Origin of the sequence: Alteromonas sp. P256 (assembly GCF_036864455.1) — a bacterium.
Lineage (GTDB): Bacteria > Pseudomonadota > Gammaproteobacteria > Enterobacterales > Alteromonadaceae > Alteromonas.
This window is the reverse complement of the sequence record NZ_JAZETM010000001.1, coordinates 119,219-135,270: the sequence shown is the minus strand read 5'-3', so window position 1 is coordinate 135,270 and position 16,052 is coordinate 119,219. Positions and strand designations below refer to the sequence as shown.

General features: G+C 44.3%; 11 protein-coding genes. 5 read left to right on the top strand and 6 right to left on the bottom strand.

The features are described from left to right. Window positions 1–84: 84 nt before the first annotated feature. The 4 genes from V7R39_RS00580 to sodB form a co-directional block, all read right to left on the bottom strand. Window positions 85–1,614 (bottom strand): SpoVR family protein, encoded by a 1,530-nt coding sequence (locus tag V7R39_RS00580; protein ID WP_334027150.1) that lies wholly within the window; start codon window positions 1,612–1,614, stop codon window positions 85–87. Window positions 1,615–1,624: 10 nt separating this feature from the next. Continuing rightward, window positions 1,625–2,947: a YeaH/YhbH family protein gene (locus tag V7R39_RS00575; protein ID WP_334027148.1), complete on the bottom strand. Its 1,323-nt coding sequence runs from the start codon at window positions 2,945–2,947 to the stop codon at window positions 1,625–1,627. A gap of 116 nt (window positions 2,948–3,063) precedes the next feature. Continuing rightward, window positions 3,064–4,986 (bottom strand): PrkA family serine protein kinase, encoded by a 1,923-nt coding sequence (locus V7R39_RS00570; RefSeq protein ID WP_334027147.1) that lies wholly within the window; start codon window positions 4,984–4,986, stop codon window positions 3,064–3,066. Window positions 4,987–5,202: 216 nt separating this feature from the next. After that, on the bottom strand, window positions 5,203–5,784 hold the full coding sequence (gene sodB, locus V7R39_RS00565) for a superoxide dismutase [Fe] (RefSeq protein WP_032094491.1): 582 nt from the start codon (window positions 5,782–5,784) through the stop codon (window positions 5,203–5,205). Window positions 5,785–6,230: 446 nt separating this feature from the next. On the opposite strand from sodB, the gene V7R39_RS00560 reads away from it, so the two are divergent. From V7R39_RS00560 to V7R39_RS00540, 5 genes are all read left to right on the top strand, one after another. Beyond that, window positions 6,231–6,581 (top strand): Grx4 family monothiol glutaredoxin, encoded by a 351-nt coding sequence (locus V7R39_RS00560; protein ID WP_032094492.1) that lies wholly within the window; start codon window positions 6,231–6,233, stop codon window positions 6,579–6,581. Window positions 6,582–6,903: 322 nt separating this feature from the next. Beyond that, window positions 6,904–9,456, top strand: a complete 2,553-nt coding sequence (locus tag V7R39_RS00555; RefSeq protein WP_334027143.1) for a TonB-dependent receptor plug domain-containing protein — start codon at window positions 6,904–6,906, stop codon at window positions 9,454–9,456. A gap of 180 nt (window positions 9,457–9,636) precedes the next feature. Further along, the gene (locus tag V7R39_RS00550; RefSeq protein WP_334027142.1) at window positions 9,637–10,197 is read left to right on the top strand and encodes an RNA polymerase sigma factor; all 561 of its coding nucleotides are present in this window, start codon (window positions 9,637–9,639) and stop codon (window positions 10,195–10,197) included. Between the two features lies 1 nt (window position 10,198). Next, a complete protein-coding gene (locus tag V7R39_RS00545) occupies window positions 10,199–11,266 on the top strand; it encodes a FecR family protein (protein ID WP_334027140.1) in 1,068 nt (355 codons plus the stop codon). Between the two features lie 417 nt (window positions 11,267–11,683). After that, window positions 11,684–14,575 carry a TonB-dependent receptor plug domain-containing protein gene (locus V7R39_RS00540; RefSeq protein ID WP_438823497.1) on the top strand — a complete coding sequence of 964 codons (2,892 nt, stop codon included), beginning with the start codon at window positions 11,684–11,686 and terminating at the stop codon, window positions 14,573–14,575. Window positions 14,576–14,677: 102 nt separating this feature from the next. Here the strand turns inward: V7R39_RS00540 and V7R39_RS00535 are convergent, their stop codons facing one another. Together V7R39_RS00535 and rnt are read right to left on the bottom strand one after the other, a co-directional pair. Further along, a complete protein-coding gene (locus tag V7R39_RS00535; protein ID WP_032094496.1) occupies window positions 14,678–14,872 on the bottom strand; it encodes a bacterioferritin-associated ferredoxin in 195 nt (64 codons plus the stop codon). A gap of 184 nt (window positions 14,873–15,056) precedes the next feature. Continuing rightward, window positions 15,057–15,695 carry a ribonuclease T gene (gene rnt / locus V7R39_RS00530; protein ID WP_239059987.1) on the bottom strand — a complete coding sequence of 213 codons (639 nt, stop codon included), beginning with the start codon at window positions 15,693–15,695 and terminating at the stop codon, window positions 15,057–15,059. Between the last annotated feature and the right edge of the window lie 357 nt (window positions 15,696–16,052).

Here is a 16,052-nt window from a genome sequence, read left to right as displayed (position 1 = left end):
TTCAGATGTCCAAGCCTCAAAAGGCCAAGTTTCAGAAGGCCAAGTGTCAAAAGGCCAAGTGTCAAAAGGCCAAGTTTCAAAAGGCTAAGTATCAGAAGAAGCGGGGCTAGGGCATTGTGAAATGACCTCGATTATACCGCTTTTATGCTCTTGCTCTAACCGTACATCAAATTTCCACAGCCGATGCAAATGACGCATCACTTCCTCTTTTGACTCAGCAAGAGGGATATCGTGTTGAGGGATGTAGCGTAATGTTAAGGAACGGTCGCCGCTTATATCTACGTTGTATACCTGAATATTAGGCTCTAAGTTGCTCAAGTTATATTGGGCCGAGAGCTTTTCTTTGATTGTGTGGTACCCCTTTTCATTGTGAATAGCACTTACGCTTATAAACGATTTTGAGGTGTCGTCTTCAAGAGCAAATAGCTTGAAGTCTCGAATGATTTTTGGGGATAAGAACTGACTAATAAAACTCTCGTCTTTAAAGTTCTGCATGGCAAAATGCACCGTTTCTAACCAGTCCTTTCCTGCGATGCTGGGAAGGTAGTAATAATCTTCTTCAGTAGGAGATTGGCATACCCGTTTGATATCCATAAACATAGAAAAGCCTAACGCGTAGGGATTAATGCCAGAATAATACGGACTGTTGTATTCGGGCTGCATGACAACGCTTGAATGACTGTGCAGAAACTCCATCATAAACCTGTCGCTTACCAGCTTGTCGTCGTACATTTCATTTAGAATGTGATAATGCCAAAAACAGGCCCATCCCTCATTCATTACTTGGGTTTGCTTTTGCGGATAAAAATATTGCGACACCTTACGCACAATTCTTACAATTTCACGCTGCCAAGGCTCTAATAATGGCGCATTCTTTTCAATAAAATAGAGTAAGTTTTCCTGTGGTTCACTAGGAAAACGACGGGGGGTGGTATTATGTTTTTGTGCGTTCTCCGGCAATGTTCGCCATAGCTCATTAACCTGCGACTGTAAGTAAGTCTCGCGCTCTTGCTGACGGCTCTTTTCTTCCTGTAGGGATATTTTCTGAGGCCGCTTATATCTGTCTACGCCAAAGTTCATCAACGCGTGACAAGAGTCAAGGGTATTTTCCACTTCCTCAAACCCGAACTTCTGTTCGCATTTGGCAATGTAATTTTTAGCAAACACCAGATAATCAATGATTGAGTCAGCGTCGGTCCAGGTTTTAAATAGATAGTTGCCCTTAAAAAAGGAGTTGTGGCCGTAGCATGCATGGGCCATAACTAACGCCTGCATGGTAATGGTATTTTCTTCCATTAAATAAGCAATACAGGGGCTTGAATTAATGACTATTTCATAGGCTAACCCCATTTGCCCCCGTTTGTACTGCTGCTCAGTCTGAATAAACTTTTTTCCGAATGACCAGTGGGTGTAGTTGAGCGGCATGCCGATGCTGGCGTAGGCATCCATCATTTGTTCTGCGGTAATAACTTCAATTTGGTTGGGGTAGGTGTCGAGTTTGAATGCTTTTGCTATACGGTCAATATGTTCCTCGTACTCACTAAGCAAGTCAAAGTTCCAATCAGGTCCATCACTAAGCTTATAAAATTGATGGGATAAGGGGGGAGTCGACATAGAATGCTCCTTAACGTGCGTCAGCATCTGCGCGCTTAAATATCTCTCTAAACACGGGATAGATATCAGCTTGAGATTCAATATGCTTACACATAAAGTTGTCGTGGGAAGCGCTTACTTGCTCAAAGCCTTTCCATAAACTTTGATGGGGCCGTTCAGTAATCTCAATGTAAGTGTAGTAGCGGCAAACAGGTAATAAATGGTGGGCGAGCAACGCACTGCATTTTGGCGAGTCGTCAGCCCAATTATCACCATCAGAGGCTTGAGCTCCGTAAATATTCCAAAGGCCGTCGCTGTATCGTTCTTCAATGATGTCTTTCATCAGCTTTAATGCGCTTGAAACAATGGTGCCACCGGTCTCCTGGGAATAAAAGAACTCTTGTTCGTCTACTTCTTTAGCCTGTGTGTGATGGCGAATATATACCACGTCCACATTTTCATAAGTACGACTGAGAAAAAGATAAAGCAGAATATAAAATCGCTTCGCCGTCTCTTTTGTAGCTTGATCCATTGAGCCAGATACGTCCATTAAACAGAACATCACGGCCTTACTGCTAGGAAGCGGTCGTTTGTCATAATTTTTAAAGCGCAGATCAAAGGTATCAATAAAGGGTACTTTGGCGATTTTGGCTTTTAATGCGGCAATATCCGCCTCTAAAGCGACTCGCTCTTCCGTTACTAATTGCGAATTAGCAGGCATGTTTTCATCTGTGCTGTCAGTATTATTGCATTCGTTGGCTTTTAATCGCTCATAGCGTTCCTCTAATTCTCTAAGCTTGCGTTTGTCTGCTGCAGTCAACGCAATGCGCCTGGCCACAGAGCCTTTTAATGAACGCACGATATCTAAATTAGAGGGAATGCCATCGGTTTGATAACCCGCTCGATACGTTTCGTATTGTGTAACGTGATTGAATTGGTTTTTTTGCAGGTTCGGTAATTCAAGATCTTCGAACAGAATGCTTAAATACTCGTCTTTAGAAATAGAGAAGACAAATTCGTCTTGCCCCTCGCCGTCGTTGCTGGCGTCTCCGTCTCCATTGCCCCGGCCAGCTCCTTGAGGGGGACGCTCAATTCTATCTCCCTCTGAAAACTGGTCGTTGCCGGGATGGACCATATCCCGCCGTCCGCCTTTACCAGTGTGAAATACAGGTTCTGAAATATCCCGTGTAGGAATACTAATTTGTTCACCAGTTTCCACATCGGTTACCGAACGCTTACCTACTGCGTCTGACACCGCCCGCTTTATTTGCTGCTTATACCGTTTAATAAAGCGCTGCCGGTTTATCGTGCTTTTGCCTTTGCTGTTGAGCCTTCGGTCAATAAAATGGGCCATAAACACCTACTTACATAATGATACTCATGTATTAAACTTCGACCTCATACAGGGGAAATTCATACAATGAAAATCCACATGAGTGAGAATTCGATAGGCAGAGAGAAAGCGCGTTTTTACGACGCTTTTCTCACTCGGAGATACCATTCGCAGAGTAATCTTACTTGCTTTTGCGTATAGCCTTTTTCGGTCATGCGGTTAACAAAGTCGTCATGCTTCTTCTGCTCCTCAGTGGAGCCTTTTGTGTTAAACGAAATGACGGGCAACAAATCTTCAGTATTTGAAAACATTTTCTTTTCAATCACGGTGCGCAATTTTTCATAGCTGGTCCACGAAGGATTGTTACCGTTGTTATTCGCTCTGGCGCGAAGCACAAAGTTTACGATTTCATTTCTAAAATCTTTTGGGTTGCTTATTCCCGCTGGCTTTTCCGTTTTTTCAAGCTCTGCATTAAGTGCCTCACGGTCGAATAATTGACCAGTTTCGGGGTCTCGATACTCTTGGTCCTGGATCCAAAAGTCAGCATACGTGACATATCGGTCAAATAAATTTTGACCGTATTCCGAGTAGCTTTCTAAATAGGCGGTTTGTATCTCTTTTCCAATAAACTCCACATATCGAGGCGTAAGGTACCCTTTCAAAAATTCGAGATATCTGTCTGCAATTTCTTGGTTGAATTGTTCACGCTCAATTTGTCGCTCTAAAACGTAGAATAGGTGCACAGGGTTAGCTGCTACTTCTTGGCTGTCGAAATTAAACACCCTAGATAAAATTTTAAACGCAAAGCGAGTGGAAAGACCCTCCATTCCCTCATCAACTCCCGCGTAGTCTCTATACTCTTGATAAGACTTCGCTTTTGGATCTGTATCTTTTAAGCTTTCTCCATCGTACACCCGCATTTTAGAAAATAAACTTGAGTTTTCAGGCTCTTTAAGACGGGAGAGAACAATAAATTGAGCCAAACATTCCAATGTGTCGGGGGCACAGGGCGCACCGTGTAACTCACTGGTGTCCAGCAGCTTTTTATAAATCTTAATTTCCTCACTCACTCGCAAGCAGTAAGGCACTTTGACAATGTACACCCTGTCTAGAAACGCCTCATTGTTTTTGTTGTTGCGAAAGGATTGCCATTCAGATTCATTAGAATGAGCCAGTATAAGACCATCAAACGGCAATGCCGAAAATCCCTCTGTCGGATTGTAATTACCTTCTTGCGTTGCTGTAAGCAGAGGATGTAACACCTTGATAGGTGCTTTAAACATTTCTACAAATTCCATCAGCCCCTGATTGGCTTTGCATAGAGAGCCGGAATAGCTGTAAGCGTCTGGATCATTTTGAGCGTATTGCTCTAAGCGGCGAATATCTACTTTTCCTACCAGCGCAGAAATGTCTTGGTTGTTTTCATCACCAGGCTCGGTTTTTGCGATACCAGTTTGGTCGAGTATTGAAGGATAAACCCGAACCACTTTGAACTGGGTAATATCGCCATTAAATTCATGTAGACGCTTGCGCGCCCATGGCGACATGATGGTTTTAAGGTAGCGCTTGGGAATACCGTATTCTCGTTTTAAAATGTCACCGTCTTCATTTTCATCAAATAGACAGAAAGGGTGATCATTAACTGGCGAGCCCTTGAGCATATAAATTGGAACATTTTGCATTAATTCTTTCAGTCGTTCGGCCAATGACGATTTACCGCCGCCAACAGGACCTAGCAAATACAAGATTTGTTTACGCTCTTCTAACCCCTGTGCGGCATGCTTTAAATATGACACGATTTGTTCAATCGCCTCTTCCATACCATAAAATTCTGAAAAAGCTGGATAGCGAGAAATGACGCGGTTAGAAAAAATGCGACTGAGTAGTGGATCGCTGGCGGTATCAATCCGCTCAGGTTCACCAATGGCTATTAAGAGACGTTCGGCGGCGTTGGCATAGGCCAGAGAGTCTTCCTTGCAGATTTCAAGGAATTCTCCAATGGTAAACTCTTCCTGCTTACGCTCCTCATAGCGACTTTGATAGTGCTCAAAGATACCCATAAATACCCCTTAGAAAACGGAAACCCGTACTTTCATGTTAGTAGGTATTCTTGAAAAGGTAAGGTTTTGTAGGTTAACTTTTTTAGAGAGTGTTTGTCGCTTAACACAAAAAAGCCTCGCTAGTGCGAGGCTTTCATATTCAGCTATTTGTAGCGATTTATTTCTATTCAAAGACCGCTCTGTATAGCGCTCACCCTGTCTAGAAAGAAAGGTCGCTTACGCTAGGTTGCTGTTCGCAAATTCCCAGTTTACCAGTGCCCAGAAGTTTTCTAGGTACTTAGGACGAGCATTACGGTAATCGATGTAATACGCGTGTTCCCAAAGGTCAACAGTTAGGATTGGCGTTAGCGAGTCACCTGAAATAGGTGTTTCAGCATTGCTTGTATTAACAATGTCTAGGCTGCCGTCAGCTGTTTTTACTAGCCACGTCCAGCTTGAACCGAAGTTGTTCACTGCTTTGTCATTAAACGCTGCTTGGAAGTCAGCGAATGAGCCCCATTTTGCATTAATTGCGTCAGCTACTGCACCTGTTGGCTCGCCGCCGCCATTTGGGCTTAGGCAATTCCAATAGAAAGTATGGTTCCAAACTTGAGCTGCATTATTGAATACACCGCCTTCAGAAGCCTTAATGATTTCTTCTAGGCTTTTGCTCGCCATATCAGTACCTTCCACTAGGCCGTTAAGCTTAGTTACATAGGTAGCGTGATGCTTGCCATAGTGGTACTCAAGTGTTTCAGCAGAAATATGCGGTTCTAATGCATTTTGTTCGTAGGGTAATGCTGGTAATTCAAAAGCCATGTCGGTCTCCATGATTAGTTTATAGATATAACGCTATTAACCCTCTAAAGCCTGCAAATAGAGGACAACGTGCTAATTTAGCTCACTAATATCGTTATGTGTACTGCTTCGAAATAAAGCGTTTCGAAATAAAGCATAACGTAGAAGTGGGGATAAAGTCTTATAACTCAATGACAAAATTATGAATTTTTTATCTATGCTTGAGAGAAGTAAGTAACAATACAATTGATAGCCACATGACCTTTTAACAGATCACTTTATAACGCGTATTTTATTGGCGCTAGTACAACAACTGCGACGTTACTCTATTCATTACAAAGCATATTAGCGATTATGTTTAGAGACTGGATAACATCACAATGAGATAATTTGTGTTATTCTGCCCTTGATAAATGTGACGAGCATTCCCACTTCCTGAGTATTAACTATTCCGCTGAGAGGATCCAATGGACAATACTGAAAGCCAATCGACGATTGACAGAATTAAGCAACAAATTGAAGAGAACCCAATCCTGCTTTACATGAAGGGCTCACCCAAGCTTCCAAGCTGTGGATTTTCTTCACAAGCTTCACAGGCGCTCATGTCATGTGGAGAGGCCTTTGCTTATGTTGATATTCTGCAGAACCCAGACATCCGTGCAGAGTTGCCTAAGTATGCAAACTGGCCAACGTTTCCACAACTTTGGGTTGATGGCGAGCTAGTAGGCGGGTGTGACATCATTATTGAAATGTTCCAGCAAAACGAGCTGCAGCCTTTAGTCAAAGAAACGGCTGAAAAACACAAAACTGAAGAGTAATAAGGGAATCTTAATTCTCTATTGAAAAGCCGGCTTTAAGTCGGCTTTTTTGATTAAAACCACCCAAAAACACACTGCTTTTAATTCCGCTAAAACCTTATAGACAAGCCAGAAAAATAAATCCTCTACGCCTTGAAAAAATATTTTTATTTTATCGAAAAAGGTTTGTTTTTTAATACGTTACCCTCTATAAAAAACCTGTGCTGACACAGCAGTCGTCAGTGTTGAAGGTCTAATAATAAATACTTTACAGCAATTAATCTGTTTATGGTTTAAGGCGTTAAAGCGCCAAAGCTGATAAAGAAAACTCCGGGAAAACACCATGAAAACACACTTGTCTTTATTGACTAAAAACGTACGCAGCGTACTCGCTGCTTCTGCTGCGTTTTCCGTTATCGCTGCTGCGCCTGTTTACGCGCAAGAAGCAGATGACGAAAAGAAAGCGGAAGATTACGAACAAATTGCGGTAGTTGGTTCACGTGCAGCACCACGCTCAATTGGCGATTCAGCAGTGCCAATTGACATCATATCCAGTGAGGAATTTAAGCAACAGGGTGCCACTGATATGGTATCTATGATGCAAACAGTGGTTCCTTCATTTAACGTGAACGACCAGCCAATCAACGATGCATCAACGTTAGTACGCCCAGCAAACTTACGCGGCATGGCAGCTGACCATACTCTTGTTTTAGTCAATGGTAAGCGTCGTCACCGCTCGGCAGTCATTACTTTCCTTGGTGGCGGTCTTTCTGACGGTGCACAAGGTCCAGATATTTCAGTTATTCCAGCATCTGCATTAAAGCAGGTAGAAGTACTTCGTGACGGCGCCGCTGCACAGTACGGCTCAGATGCTATCGCAGGTGTTATCAACTTCGTCCTTAACGATGCATCAGAAGGCGGTACGTTTGAAGCCCGTTACGGCTCATTTTATGAAGGCGATGGTGACATGATCCAGCTTTCAGGTAACATTGGTCTTCCACTATCTGATGCGGGCTTCATCAACCTTTCTGCTGAATATCGTACTGCAGACGATACATCTCGCAGCGTGCAGCGTGATGACGCAGCAGCGCTTGTTGCTGCTGGCAATACTTTTGTCGCAGACCCTGCACAAATATGGGGTTCGCCTGAAATTAAGCACGACATTAAGCTTTTCGCGAATGCGGGACTAGAGCTATCAGACTCTTCAGAAGCCTACATGTTTGGTAACTACGCAGTACGTGAAGTTGAAGGTGGCTTCTACTTCCGTAACCCACACACTCGCGGCGGTGTTTTCGCTAACGACGGGTCGCTACTTGTGGGTGACTTAACTGGTGATATGTCGGGCAACTGTCCAACTGATATCGCGCCGGGCGCAAACGTGTTGACTAACGACCGTTATATCAATGAAGTGGCGAACAATCCTGATTGCTTTGCGTTTAACGAAATTCTTCCTGGCGGCTTCACACCACGCTTTGGCGGTGAAGTAACTGATATGTCTTTGGTATTCGGTACGAAAGGCGAATTAGACAACGACGTGACGTATGACGTCAGCGTTAACTTAGGCCAAAACGAAGTTGATTTTAAAATTAGCAACACTATCAACCCATCTCTTGGTCCAGATACACCGTTTGAATTCAGCCCAGGTCGTTACACGCAATCTGAACAAACGTTAGATATAGATTTCACTAAACCTTTCGATGTTGGCCTATACGAGCCACTTTTCGTTGCAACGGGTTTCCAATACCGTCACGAAAGCTACGAAAGTTTTGCAGGTGATACCGCGTCCTATGAAATAGGTCCATTGGCGTCACAAGGTTTTGGCATTGGTTCAAATGGTTTCCCTGGCTTAGCAGCTAATAGCCAAGGCCTTGTGTCTCGTCATAACGTTGCATTTTATATTGATGCAGAAGCCTATATTACTGAAAACTTCATGTTAGCAGGTGCGCTTCGTTATGAAGATTTCTCAGACTTCGGTGACACCACAAAAGGTAAAATTGCGTTTCGTTGGCAAGCCCTTGAAAATATTGCGTTTCGTGGTGCTTACTCAACAGGCTTTAAAGCGCCAACACTGGGACAAAGTAACGTTCGTAACGTAACAACAGCGTTTGGTACTAACGGCGAGCTTATTGACCGTGCGACACTGCCACCAACGGATCCAGTATCGCAGCTTAAAGGCGGTGAACAACTCACTCCTGAAGAATCAGAAAGCATTACTTTTGGTATTGTTGCACAGTTTGACAGCGGGTTATTTATCACAGCTGATTACTACAATATCGAACTTACAGACCGTTTAAGTACTGCGTCGGGCATTGCGCTGACTGATGAAGACATCGCGACCTTGATTTCTCAAGGTATCAATGACGCGTCTAGCTTCTCTGAGATCAGCTTCTTTACCAATGACTTTGATACTACGACGGAAGGTGTTGACGTAGTAGCAAACTACAGTATGGAAATGCTGGGTGGAGACACTAAGTTCTCACTTGCGTATAACTGGACATCGACGATAGTTGACCGCGCGTCTGATAATATTTCAGATTTTCGTATTCGCATGTTAGAAGACAACCTTCCTGCGGTACGTTACAGCGCTACGGCTAACCACACAAACGGTGACTGGCGTTTCCTTACTCGTCTTAACTATTTTGGCAGCATCTTTGAAGATCACTTAGACTCAGCCCTTCCAATTAATAAGGTGGGTTCTGAATTTACCGTTGATTTAGAAGTAGCGTATAGCTTTACAGAAGACTTCACGCTTACTGTTGGCGCCAAAAACGCGTTGGATGAATACCCAGACGAAAATACGCAATATGCGGGCATTGCAGGGTCGTTATACCCAACAACAGCACCTATTGGTATTAATGGTGGGTTCTACTATCTACGAGGCATGTACACGTTCTAACGTGTACGTCTAAAAAAGGGGAGCATTTGCTCCCTTTTTACTTACCGAAATTCCTTATTTAAAGCGTGAAAAGCCCGACAAACACAGGCATGATTAGGGGCTATAGATTTTAGGTGTTATCCCAAAATCTATATTTCTTGAACATCTGTAAGCAATTCGAAACACATTCATTAGAGATTTATGACCAGAAAGTCGACAGTAGCTGAAACCTTCTTAAAATACCGTAGCAAGTTAATGCGAGCGGTAGGCACTATTGTCGGTACTGATGATATAGAAGATATAGTGCAAGAGGCATTTATTAAGAGCTATGAGGCCGAACTAAAACAAGAAATACAGTACGAACGGACCTACATGCTCAAAACTGCGCGTAATTTAGCGCTTAACCATGTGTCGAAGGCTGAAAATAAAAATAAACAGCATTTGGACGATATGGACATGCTGCCCTATGAGTTGATAGGGCACAGCTTAGAAAAAAACGTAGAAAGTAAAGAGCGCTTCATTCATTTTTGCCGAGCCACAGACACACTGTCTGCGGATGTAAAGCGCGTATTTTTATTAAAAAAAGTGTATGGCATGCGACAAAAAGAAATTGCGGAACTCGTGGGGTTGAGTGAAAGCACTGTGGAAAAGCATGTCGCCAAAGGTCTTTTAATGTGCTCTCGGTATTTGGCCGAATTGTCAAAGGATACTTCGTCACCCCAAGCACCTTCAAGTGCGACTCAGGACATAAGCAGTAGTTGATATGAATAACATTCGCCAATTTTCCAGCAAAGAAGATATCCAAGAGCATGCCTGCTTGTGGGTTAGTCGCTTAGACCGCGGTTTGAAAGATGAAGAGCTCGTGGAACTTGATAACTGGCTAAGCGAGAGTAAGGCGCATCGTCAGTCTCTTATTGAGGCTGCTAGCCTCTGGGACGATATGTCTGTGCTCAACGAGCTAAGTGGCCTGTTCCCCGAGTCTCACATGCGTAAAAGTGATGGAAACAGAGCAAAGCGCCAAAATGCTTCTCAACATCGTGGTAAGTGGAGTATTGCCGCTGCCTTTTTGGTAATGACGTTAGCGATAGGGGCGATTGTTCAGCAAGTGTGGTTAGACAATACACCTGAGTTTGCCGCCATAAGCGAAAAAGTAGAGACGGGTATTGGAGAACAAAAAAACATTACCTTGGCAGATGGGTCGGTGCTGCACTTGAATACAAACACTATCGTTACGGTGGACTTCTCCCAAAACGCTCGCTCTATTGTATTACTTAAAGGTGAAGCTCACTTTGAAGTGGCCCACGACACATCTCGCCCCTTCTCAGTAACCGCAGGCAATAACACGGTCACTGCGGTAGGGACAGCATTTAATATGCAGTACGTTAACGATAATGCTTTCGAATTGGTGGTGACAGACGGTAAGGTGTTAGTCAAAAACCGGTTCAGAGATTCCACGTCTGCCGAATCTTTGTTTGGGAAAAAGCCGGTTACCGAGGAAGGACTACTTATGTTCGCGGGAGAAAAAGCCACGGTGCAAGGCAAGGTAGAAGCTCGCGAAAGCATGTCGAAAAACGATATCGATGATGATTTAGCGTGGCAGCAGGGGATGATTGTATTTAAAGGCGAGCCTCTAGAAGCGGTACTTGCTGAAATAGGACGCTACACGCCAGTGAGATTTAACATAACAGATGAACGCCTGCGTAAACGCCGAGTTGCTGGCTACTTCAAAGTGGGCGATATCGACGGCCTACTGGCTGCGCTGAAAAGCAGTTTTAATATCAATTATGAAAAAATAACCGATACAAGCATTCAGTTATCTGTAGCGTCTTAGGCCGTTTTGATAATGCCTGCATGAATCTTGGGCAGCTTGAGCAGCTTCAAAAGCTAAGAGAAAAGATCGACACGCCCTAATATTATATAAAAATAATTAGCGTGTTGGCATTGGCCTATTGGCATCCTCTTATTGAATGTGACAATATACGAAAGAATAACAGCACATCGATATTTTACCTTGCAGTACATGCACTTCGCAGACATTACTCATTCCATGAAACGTCAATTTTCCAGTTGGCTTTTTCGTGCTGTGCATTCTCTTCTCTGTGCTCACAGAAGCGCTGGTCTCGGCGCTTATCCCGGCGTTCATCGTAGCTCTCATCGTGACTCTCATTACATCGCCGCTCGTAACGCTCATGACATCAGCAAGAAAAAAAGCCAAGTTGCGCTGGCGATATGCATAGCCTTTTCAAGCATGGGGTGGCAAAGCGTTAGCCATGCTCAGCAACCTACACCTGCAAGCCGCGATAGCGAGGCCCTAGCGCTATCGGAAGCGCCCTCATTTACGTTTTCGGTGCAGTCCCAATCAGCAGATGAAGCCCTAACCGAGTTAGCTAAGCAGGCAAATACCACACTCCTTTTTCCCTTCGATTTAGCCAAGCGAGTTAAAACCAACTCGCTTATTGGCACCTATACGCTAAATGAAGCACTTGAGCAGTTGCTTGAAGGAACCGAACTTGCGGTAATTGCTGATGATTTAGGTGTACTAAGCATACGCTCGCGGGCATCTTTAGTTGCTAAAAAGCCCGTTGAGCGCAAAGAAGAAGAGCAAGAGGACAATAGTAACGCCCTAGAACGCATTGCTATTGTTGGCACACGAAATGCGCCTCGAAGCGCAGTCGATTCGCCGGTGCCGCTGGATATTATTGGCGCTAAGTCGTTAAGCTCTCAAGGCAATGCAGACGTACTGTCAATGCTCAGCGTCATGGTGCCATCTCTTAATGTGAACGACCAGCCAATCAACGACGCAAGCAGCTTGGTAAGGCCAGCAAATCTACGCGGCATGTCTTCTGATCACACCTTGCTATTGCTCAACGGTAAGCGCCGACATCGTTCTGCGGTTATCACCTTTTTAGGTGGCGGGTTAAGCGATGGTGCACAGGGCCCCGATATTTCAGTTATTCCAGCGTATGCGTTAAAACAGGTGGAAGTATTGCGAGATGGAGCATCAGCGCAATATGGCTCAGACGCTATTGCCGGCGTCATTAATTTTGTGCTTAAAGATGATGAGGAAGGAGGAAGCTTTGCCTTGAAATCAGGTGCCTATGGCGAGGGAGATGGTGCTTTATTCCAATTTCAGGGTAACCGGGGCTTTGCATTGGGCGACACTGGTTTTATCAATGTCACTGGTGAATATCGTCAACAGGGCGGAACGTCGCGCTCGGTGCAGAGAGACGACGCTATAGCGCTGATGGAACAAGGTAATGGTTTTATTCAAGATCCCGCGCAAATATGGGGAGCGCTTGATGTTGACAACGATATGAAGCTCGCTATTAACGCAGGTTATAGTCCGTCTTCCACCACGTCCTTATACGGTTTTCTCACTGCAGCTACTCGAAAGCTATCGGGGGGATTTTACTACCGCAATCCCCAAACACGGGACGGGGTGTTTAGCCGCACTGATACTGTAACCGGAGCACGGCGATTAATCGTTGCCGACTTAGATGGTATCGATTCTGGCATACAGTGTCCTTCAATTACCCTCACGGATAACAATGTGCTACAAAATGCCGCCTACGAGCAGATTGCGGATAACAGTACAGAGCTTGGCGCAAACTGCTTTGCATTTAACGAACTTTATCCAGGTGGATTTACACCAAGGTTTGGTGGCACCATCGAAGATGCTTCACTAGCTGTGGGGCTTAAAAAAGAGCTCCCTTACGATTGGGCTTTCGATGTCAGCGCGAGTTTGGGCTACAGCAATATAGACTATGACATTTCCAACACGGTGAATCCGTCCTTAGGTCCACTTTCTCCTACGTCATTCGACCCCGGCGGCGTGTCGCAAGTCGAACGCACGCTCAATTTGGATTTTTCAAAGTTAATTCAGACTGTATTCGACGATCCTGTGAGTATTGGGCTTGGCATAGAGTGGCGAAAAGAGACCTATTTTCAAAAAGCAGGCGATGAGAGTTCATATATTGCCGGGCCTTATGCATTTGAGCCGCCGCTAGGCTTAAACGAGGGATTTTCAATTGGCTCCAACGGTTTTCCCGGCTATCAGCCTCAGTCTGCTGGAAACTGGAGCCGCAGTAATTGGGCTATGTACGCCGATATTGAGTTTTTCGTTACCGAAGCACTACAATTTGGTGTTGCCTCACGCCTTGAGCACTTTAGTGACTTTGGCACTACATTTGATGGCAAGCTGAGTACCCGCTACAAACTTACCGATCTTTTTGCTTTAAGAGGCTCAGTGAATACAGGCTTTAAAGCGCCCACGGTAGGGCAGAGCAATGTTATTAACGTGACCACGGCATACGGCCCCAACGGGCTAGAAGACCAAGCCACACTGCCGCCTACAGACTTAATATCCGTACAGCTTGGCGCAACACCGCTGACCCCAGAGGAATCGGTGAATTTCAGTGTAGGTGCGGTAATGCACGTGAGTGAGTATTTCTTTGCCACCGTCGATTATTTTAATATTCGCTTAGATGATAGGATCAGCACTACATCAGCTATTCCGCTCACAGAAGATGACATTAGTGCACTTATTGCCGATGGTCGACCTGATGCCGCTAAATACAACGCTGCAAAATATTTTACTAACGATTTTGATACTAAAACACAGGGCGTTGATGTTGTTGTAAACTATCAATTTGCCACAGGAGAGTGGCAAAACAATCTGCTGTTTGCCTACAACTGGACCGATACACAGGTAGAGCGAGTGACGTTATACCCCGCATTAGTCGATGGCGCGCTTCAGCTTACGCCAAATTTGACCAATGCGCGGATACGCATGTTAGAGGATAATTTGCCGGCCCACAGGGGAAGCATTACCCTTGAACAAGCTATTTCGTCATTCGCATTTACATGGCGCGTAAACTATTTTGGCTCATTTTATGAAGACCACTTAGATGCATCTGCAGGCTTTGATATATACGGTAGTGCTAGACTGACCATGGATGCGCAGTTTTCGTGGCAAGTGTCAGAGGAAACTCGTTTTACAGTAGGGGCGCAAAACTTATTCAATACGTTGCCAGATACTAATATTTTCAAGGGAGAGGTTGGTGCTTTATATCCGCCGACTACGCCGGGCGGTATAAACGGAAACTTTTTCTATGCAGGTTTGGAGTTTGAATTTAAGTAGTGAAATGAAAAAGGCGGGCTCAATGCTGCTGGCTATGATTTGAAACTCACTATGGTTTGTTACTCGCTATCGATTGATGTTTGCGAAGCGTCGAAGCGATTATTAGCCTACGTTTTTGAATAGGGATTCGTCGATGATCGTTTGGTCAATAATTTGCTGAGCCATGCCGATACATTTGCCGCACTGAGAGCCAAGCTCTAAATGCTCACGTAATTCACGCATGTTGCCTACGCCGTTAGTCTCAACAGCAGCACGAATACTTTTATCGGTTACACCGTAGCACATACATACAAACATTATCGAATACTCCAAATGAATCTGTAAATGATAATAATTGTTATTCGTGCTTTTGGCAAGGCTAGTTGAGAATAATTTTCATTAAATACGACTAATGGTTTACTGAGTCCTTTCGTTTATCCATACTGCCTTTATCTACCGTGCTTGATAAGGCGTACTTTACTAGCACGCCCAAGCCCCCGGATTATTCTTCTTCAGCAAGAGGCCAACCGCCCAGTGACTGGTAACGGTTTACCATATAACAGAAAAGCTCTGTGGTTTTTTGTGCATCATACAGCGCGCTGTGTGCTTCGTTTTGGTCAAAGTCTATACCCGCAGCTCTACACGCTTTCACTAGCACCGTTTGGCCAAGCGCTAAACCTGCAAGACTTGTTGTATCAAAAGAGACAAAAGGGTGAAACGGCGTGCGTTTTATATTGCATCGGGCTATGGCTGCATTCACAAAGCCTTGGTCGAAGGCGGCGTTATGAGCCACAATGACAGAGCGCTGACAATCGGCATTCTTTTGCGCCTTGCGAACGCCTTTGCATAAGTCTTTCATTGCATCGCTTTCTTCAATAGCACCTCGTAGAGCACAATTTGGATCGATACCATTAAATTCTAACGCGGCAGGTTCAAGGTTTGCGCCTTCGAAGGGCTCAATGTGGTAATGAAAGGTTTCGTCTGGGTGTAACAGACCATTTTCATCCATTTTTACCGTTACAGCAGCAAGCTCTAACAACGCATCAGTTCCAGCGATGAAACCCGCTGTTTCAACATCAATTACGACGGGAAAATAACCTCTGAAACGCTGAGATAAAGTAGGCATTGCGGTTGAAGACATAGATTCTCTTTTCAAGACAAGTGAATGTGATGTGTCGTGAGGATAATCGCAGACACGGGTAACAATAAAACGAGATTATCGCAAGGATAATAGGCAAGTGCTAGCACGAATTAGCGCTGTACTTTTTTACGCAATTTATAAACCTGCGGCGTTAGCGTTGTTAATCACCCGTTCTTCACTACTTGGAAAATCGCGACGCTCGGTATTAGAAAGGGTAGTGCGCTCCAATAGAATGTAAATTAATAAATCACGTCTAAACTTTTTTGTGCTTAAGGCGATATACTATTTATAGTTCGTATTTGCAGGTGCTAAGACAGGTGCTAAATCAGGTATTAAATTAAGCACTGAAGCAAGTTC

Coding starts and splice junctions, on each gene's coding strand:
- V7R39_RS00580 (WP_334027150.1), bottom strand. CDS start 1,614: ATGTCGACTCCCCCCTTATCCCATCAATTTTATAAGCTTAGTGATGGA.
- V7R39_RS00575 (WP_334027148.1), bottom strand. CDS start 2,947: ATGGCCCATTTTATTGACCGAAGGCTCAACAGCAAAGGCAAAAGCACG.
- V7R39_RS00570 (WP_334027147.1), bottom strand. CDS start 4,986: ATGGGTATCTTTGAGCACTATCAAAGTCGCTATGAGGAGCGTAAGCAG.
- sodB (WP_032094491.1), bottom strand. CDS start 5,784: ATGGCTTTTGAATTACCAGCATTACCCTACGAACAAAATGCATTAGAA.
- V7R39_RS00560 (WP_032094492.1), top strand. CDS start 6,231: ATGGACAATACTGAAAGCCAATCGACGATTGACAGAATTAAGCAACAA.
- V7R39_RS00555 (WP_334027143.1), top strand. CDS start 6,904: ATGAAAACACACTTGTCTTTATTGACTAAAAACGTACGCAGCGTACTC.
- V7R39_RS00550 (WP_334027142.1), top strand. CDS start 9,637: ATGACCAGAAAGTCGACAGTAGCTGAAACCTTCTTAAAATACCGTAGC.
- V7R39_RS00545 (WP_334027140.1), top strand. CDS start 10,199: ATGAATAACATTCGCCAATTTTCCAGCAAAGAAGATATCCAAGAGCAT.
- V7R39_RS00540 (WP_438823497.1), top strand. CDS start 11,684: ATGGGGTGGCAAAGCGTTAGCCATGCTCAGCAACCTACACCTGCAAGC.
- V7R39_RS00535 (WP_032094496.1), bottom strand. CDS start 14,872: ATGTTTGTATGTATGTGCTACGGTGTAACCGATAAAAGTATTCGTGCT.
- rnt (WP_239059987.1), bottom strand. CDS start 15,695: ATGTCTTCAACCGCAATGCCTACTTTATCTCAGCGTTTCAGAGGTTAT.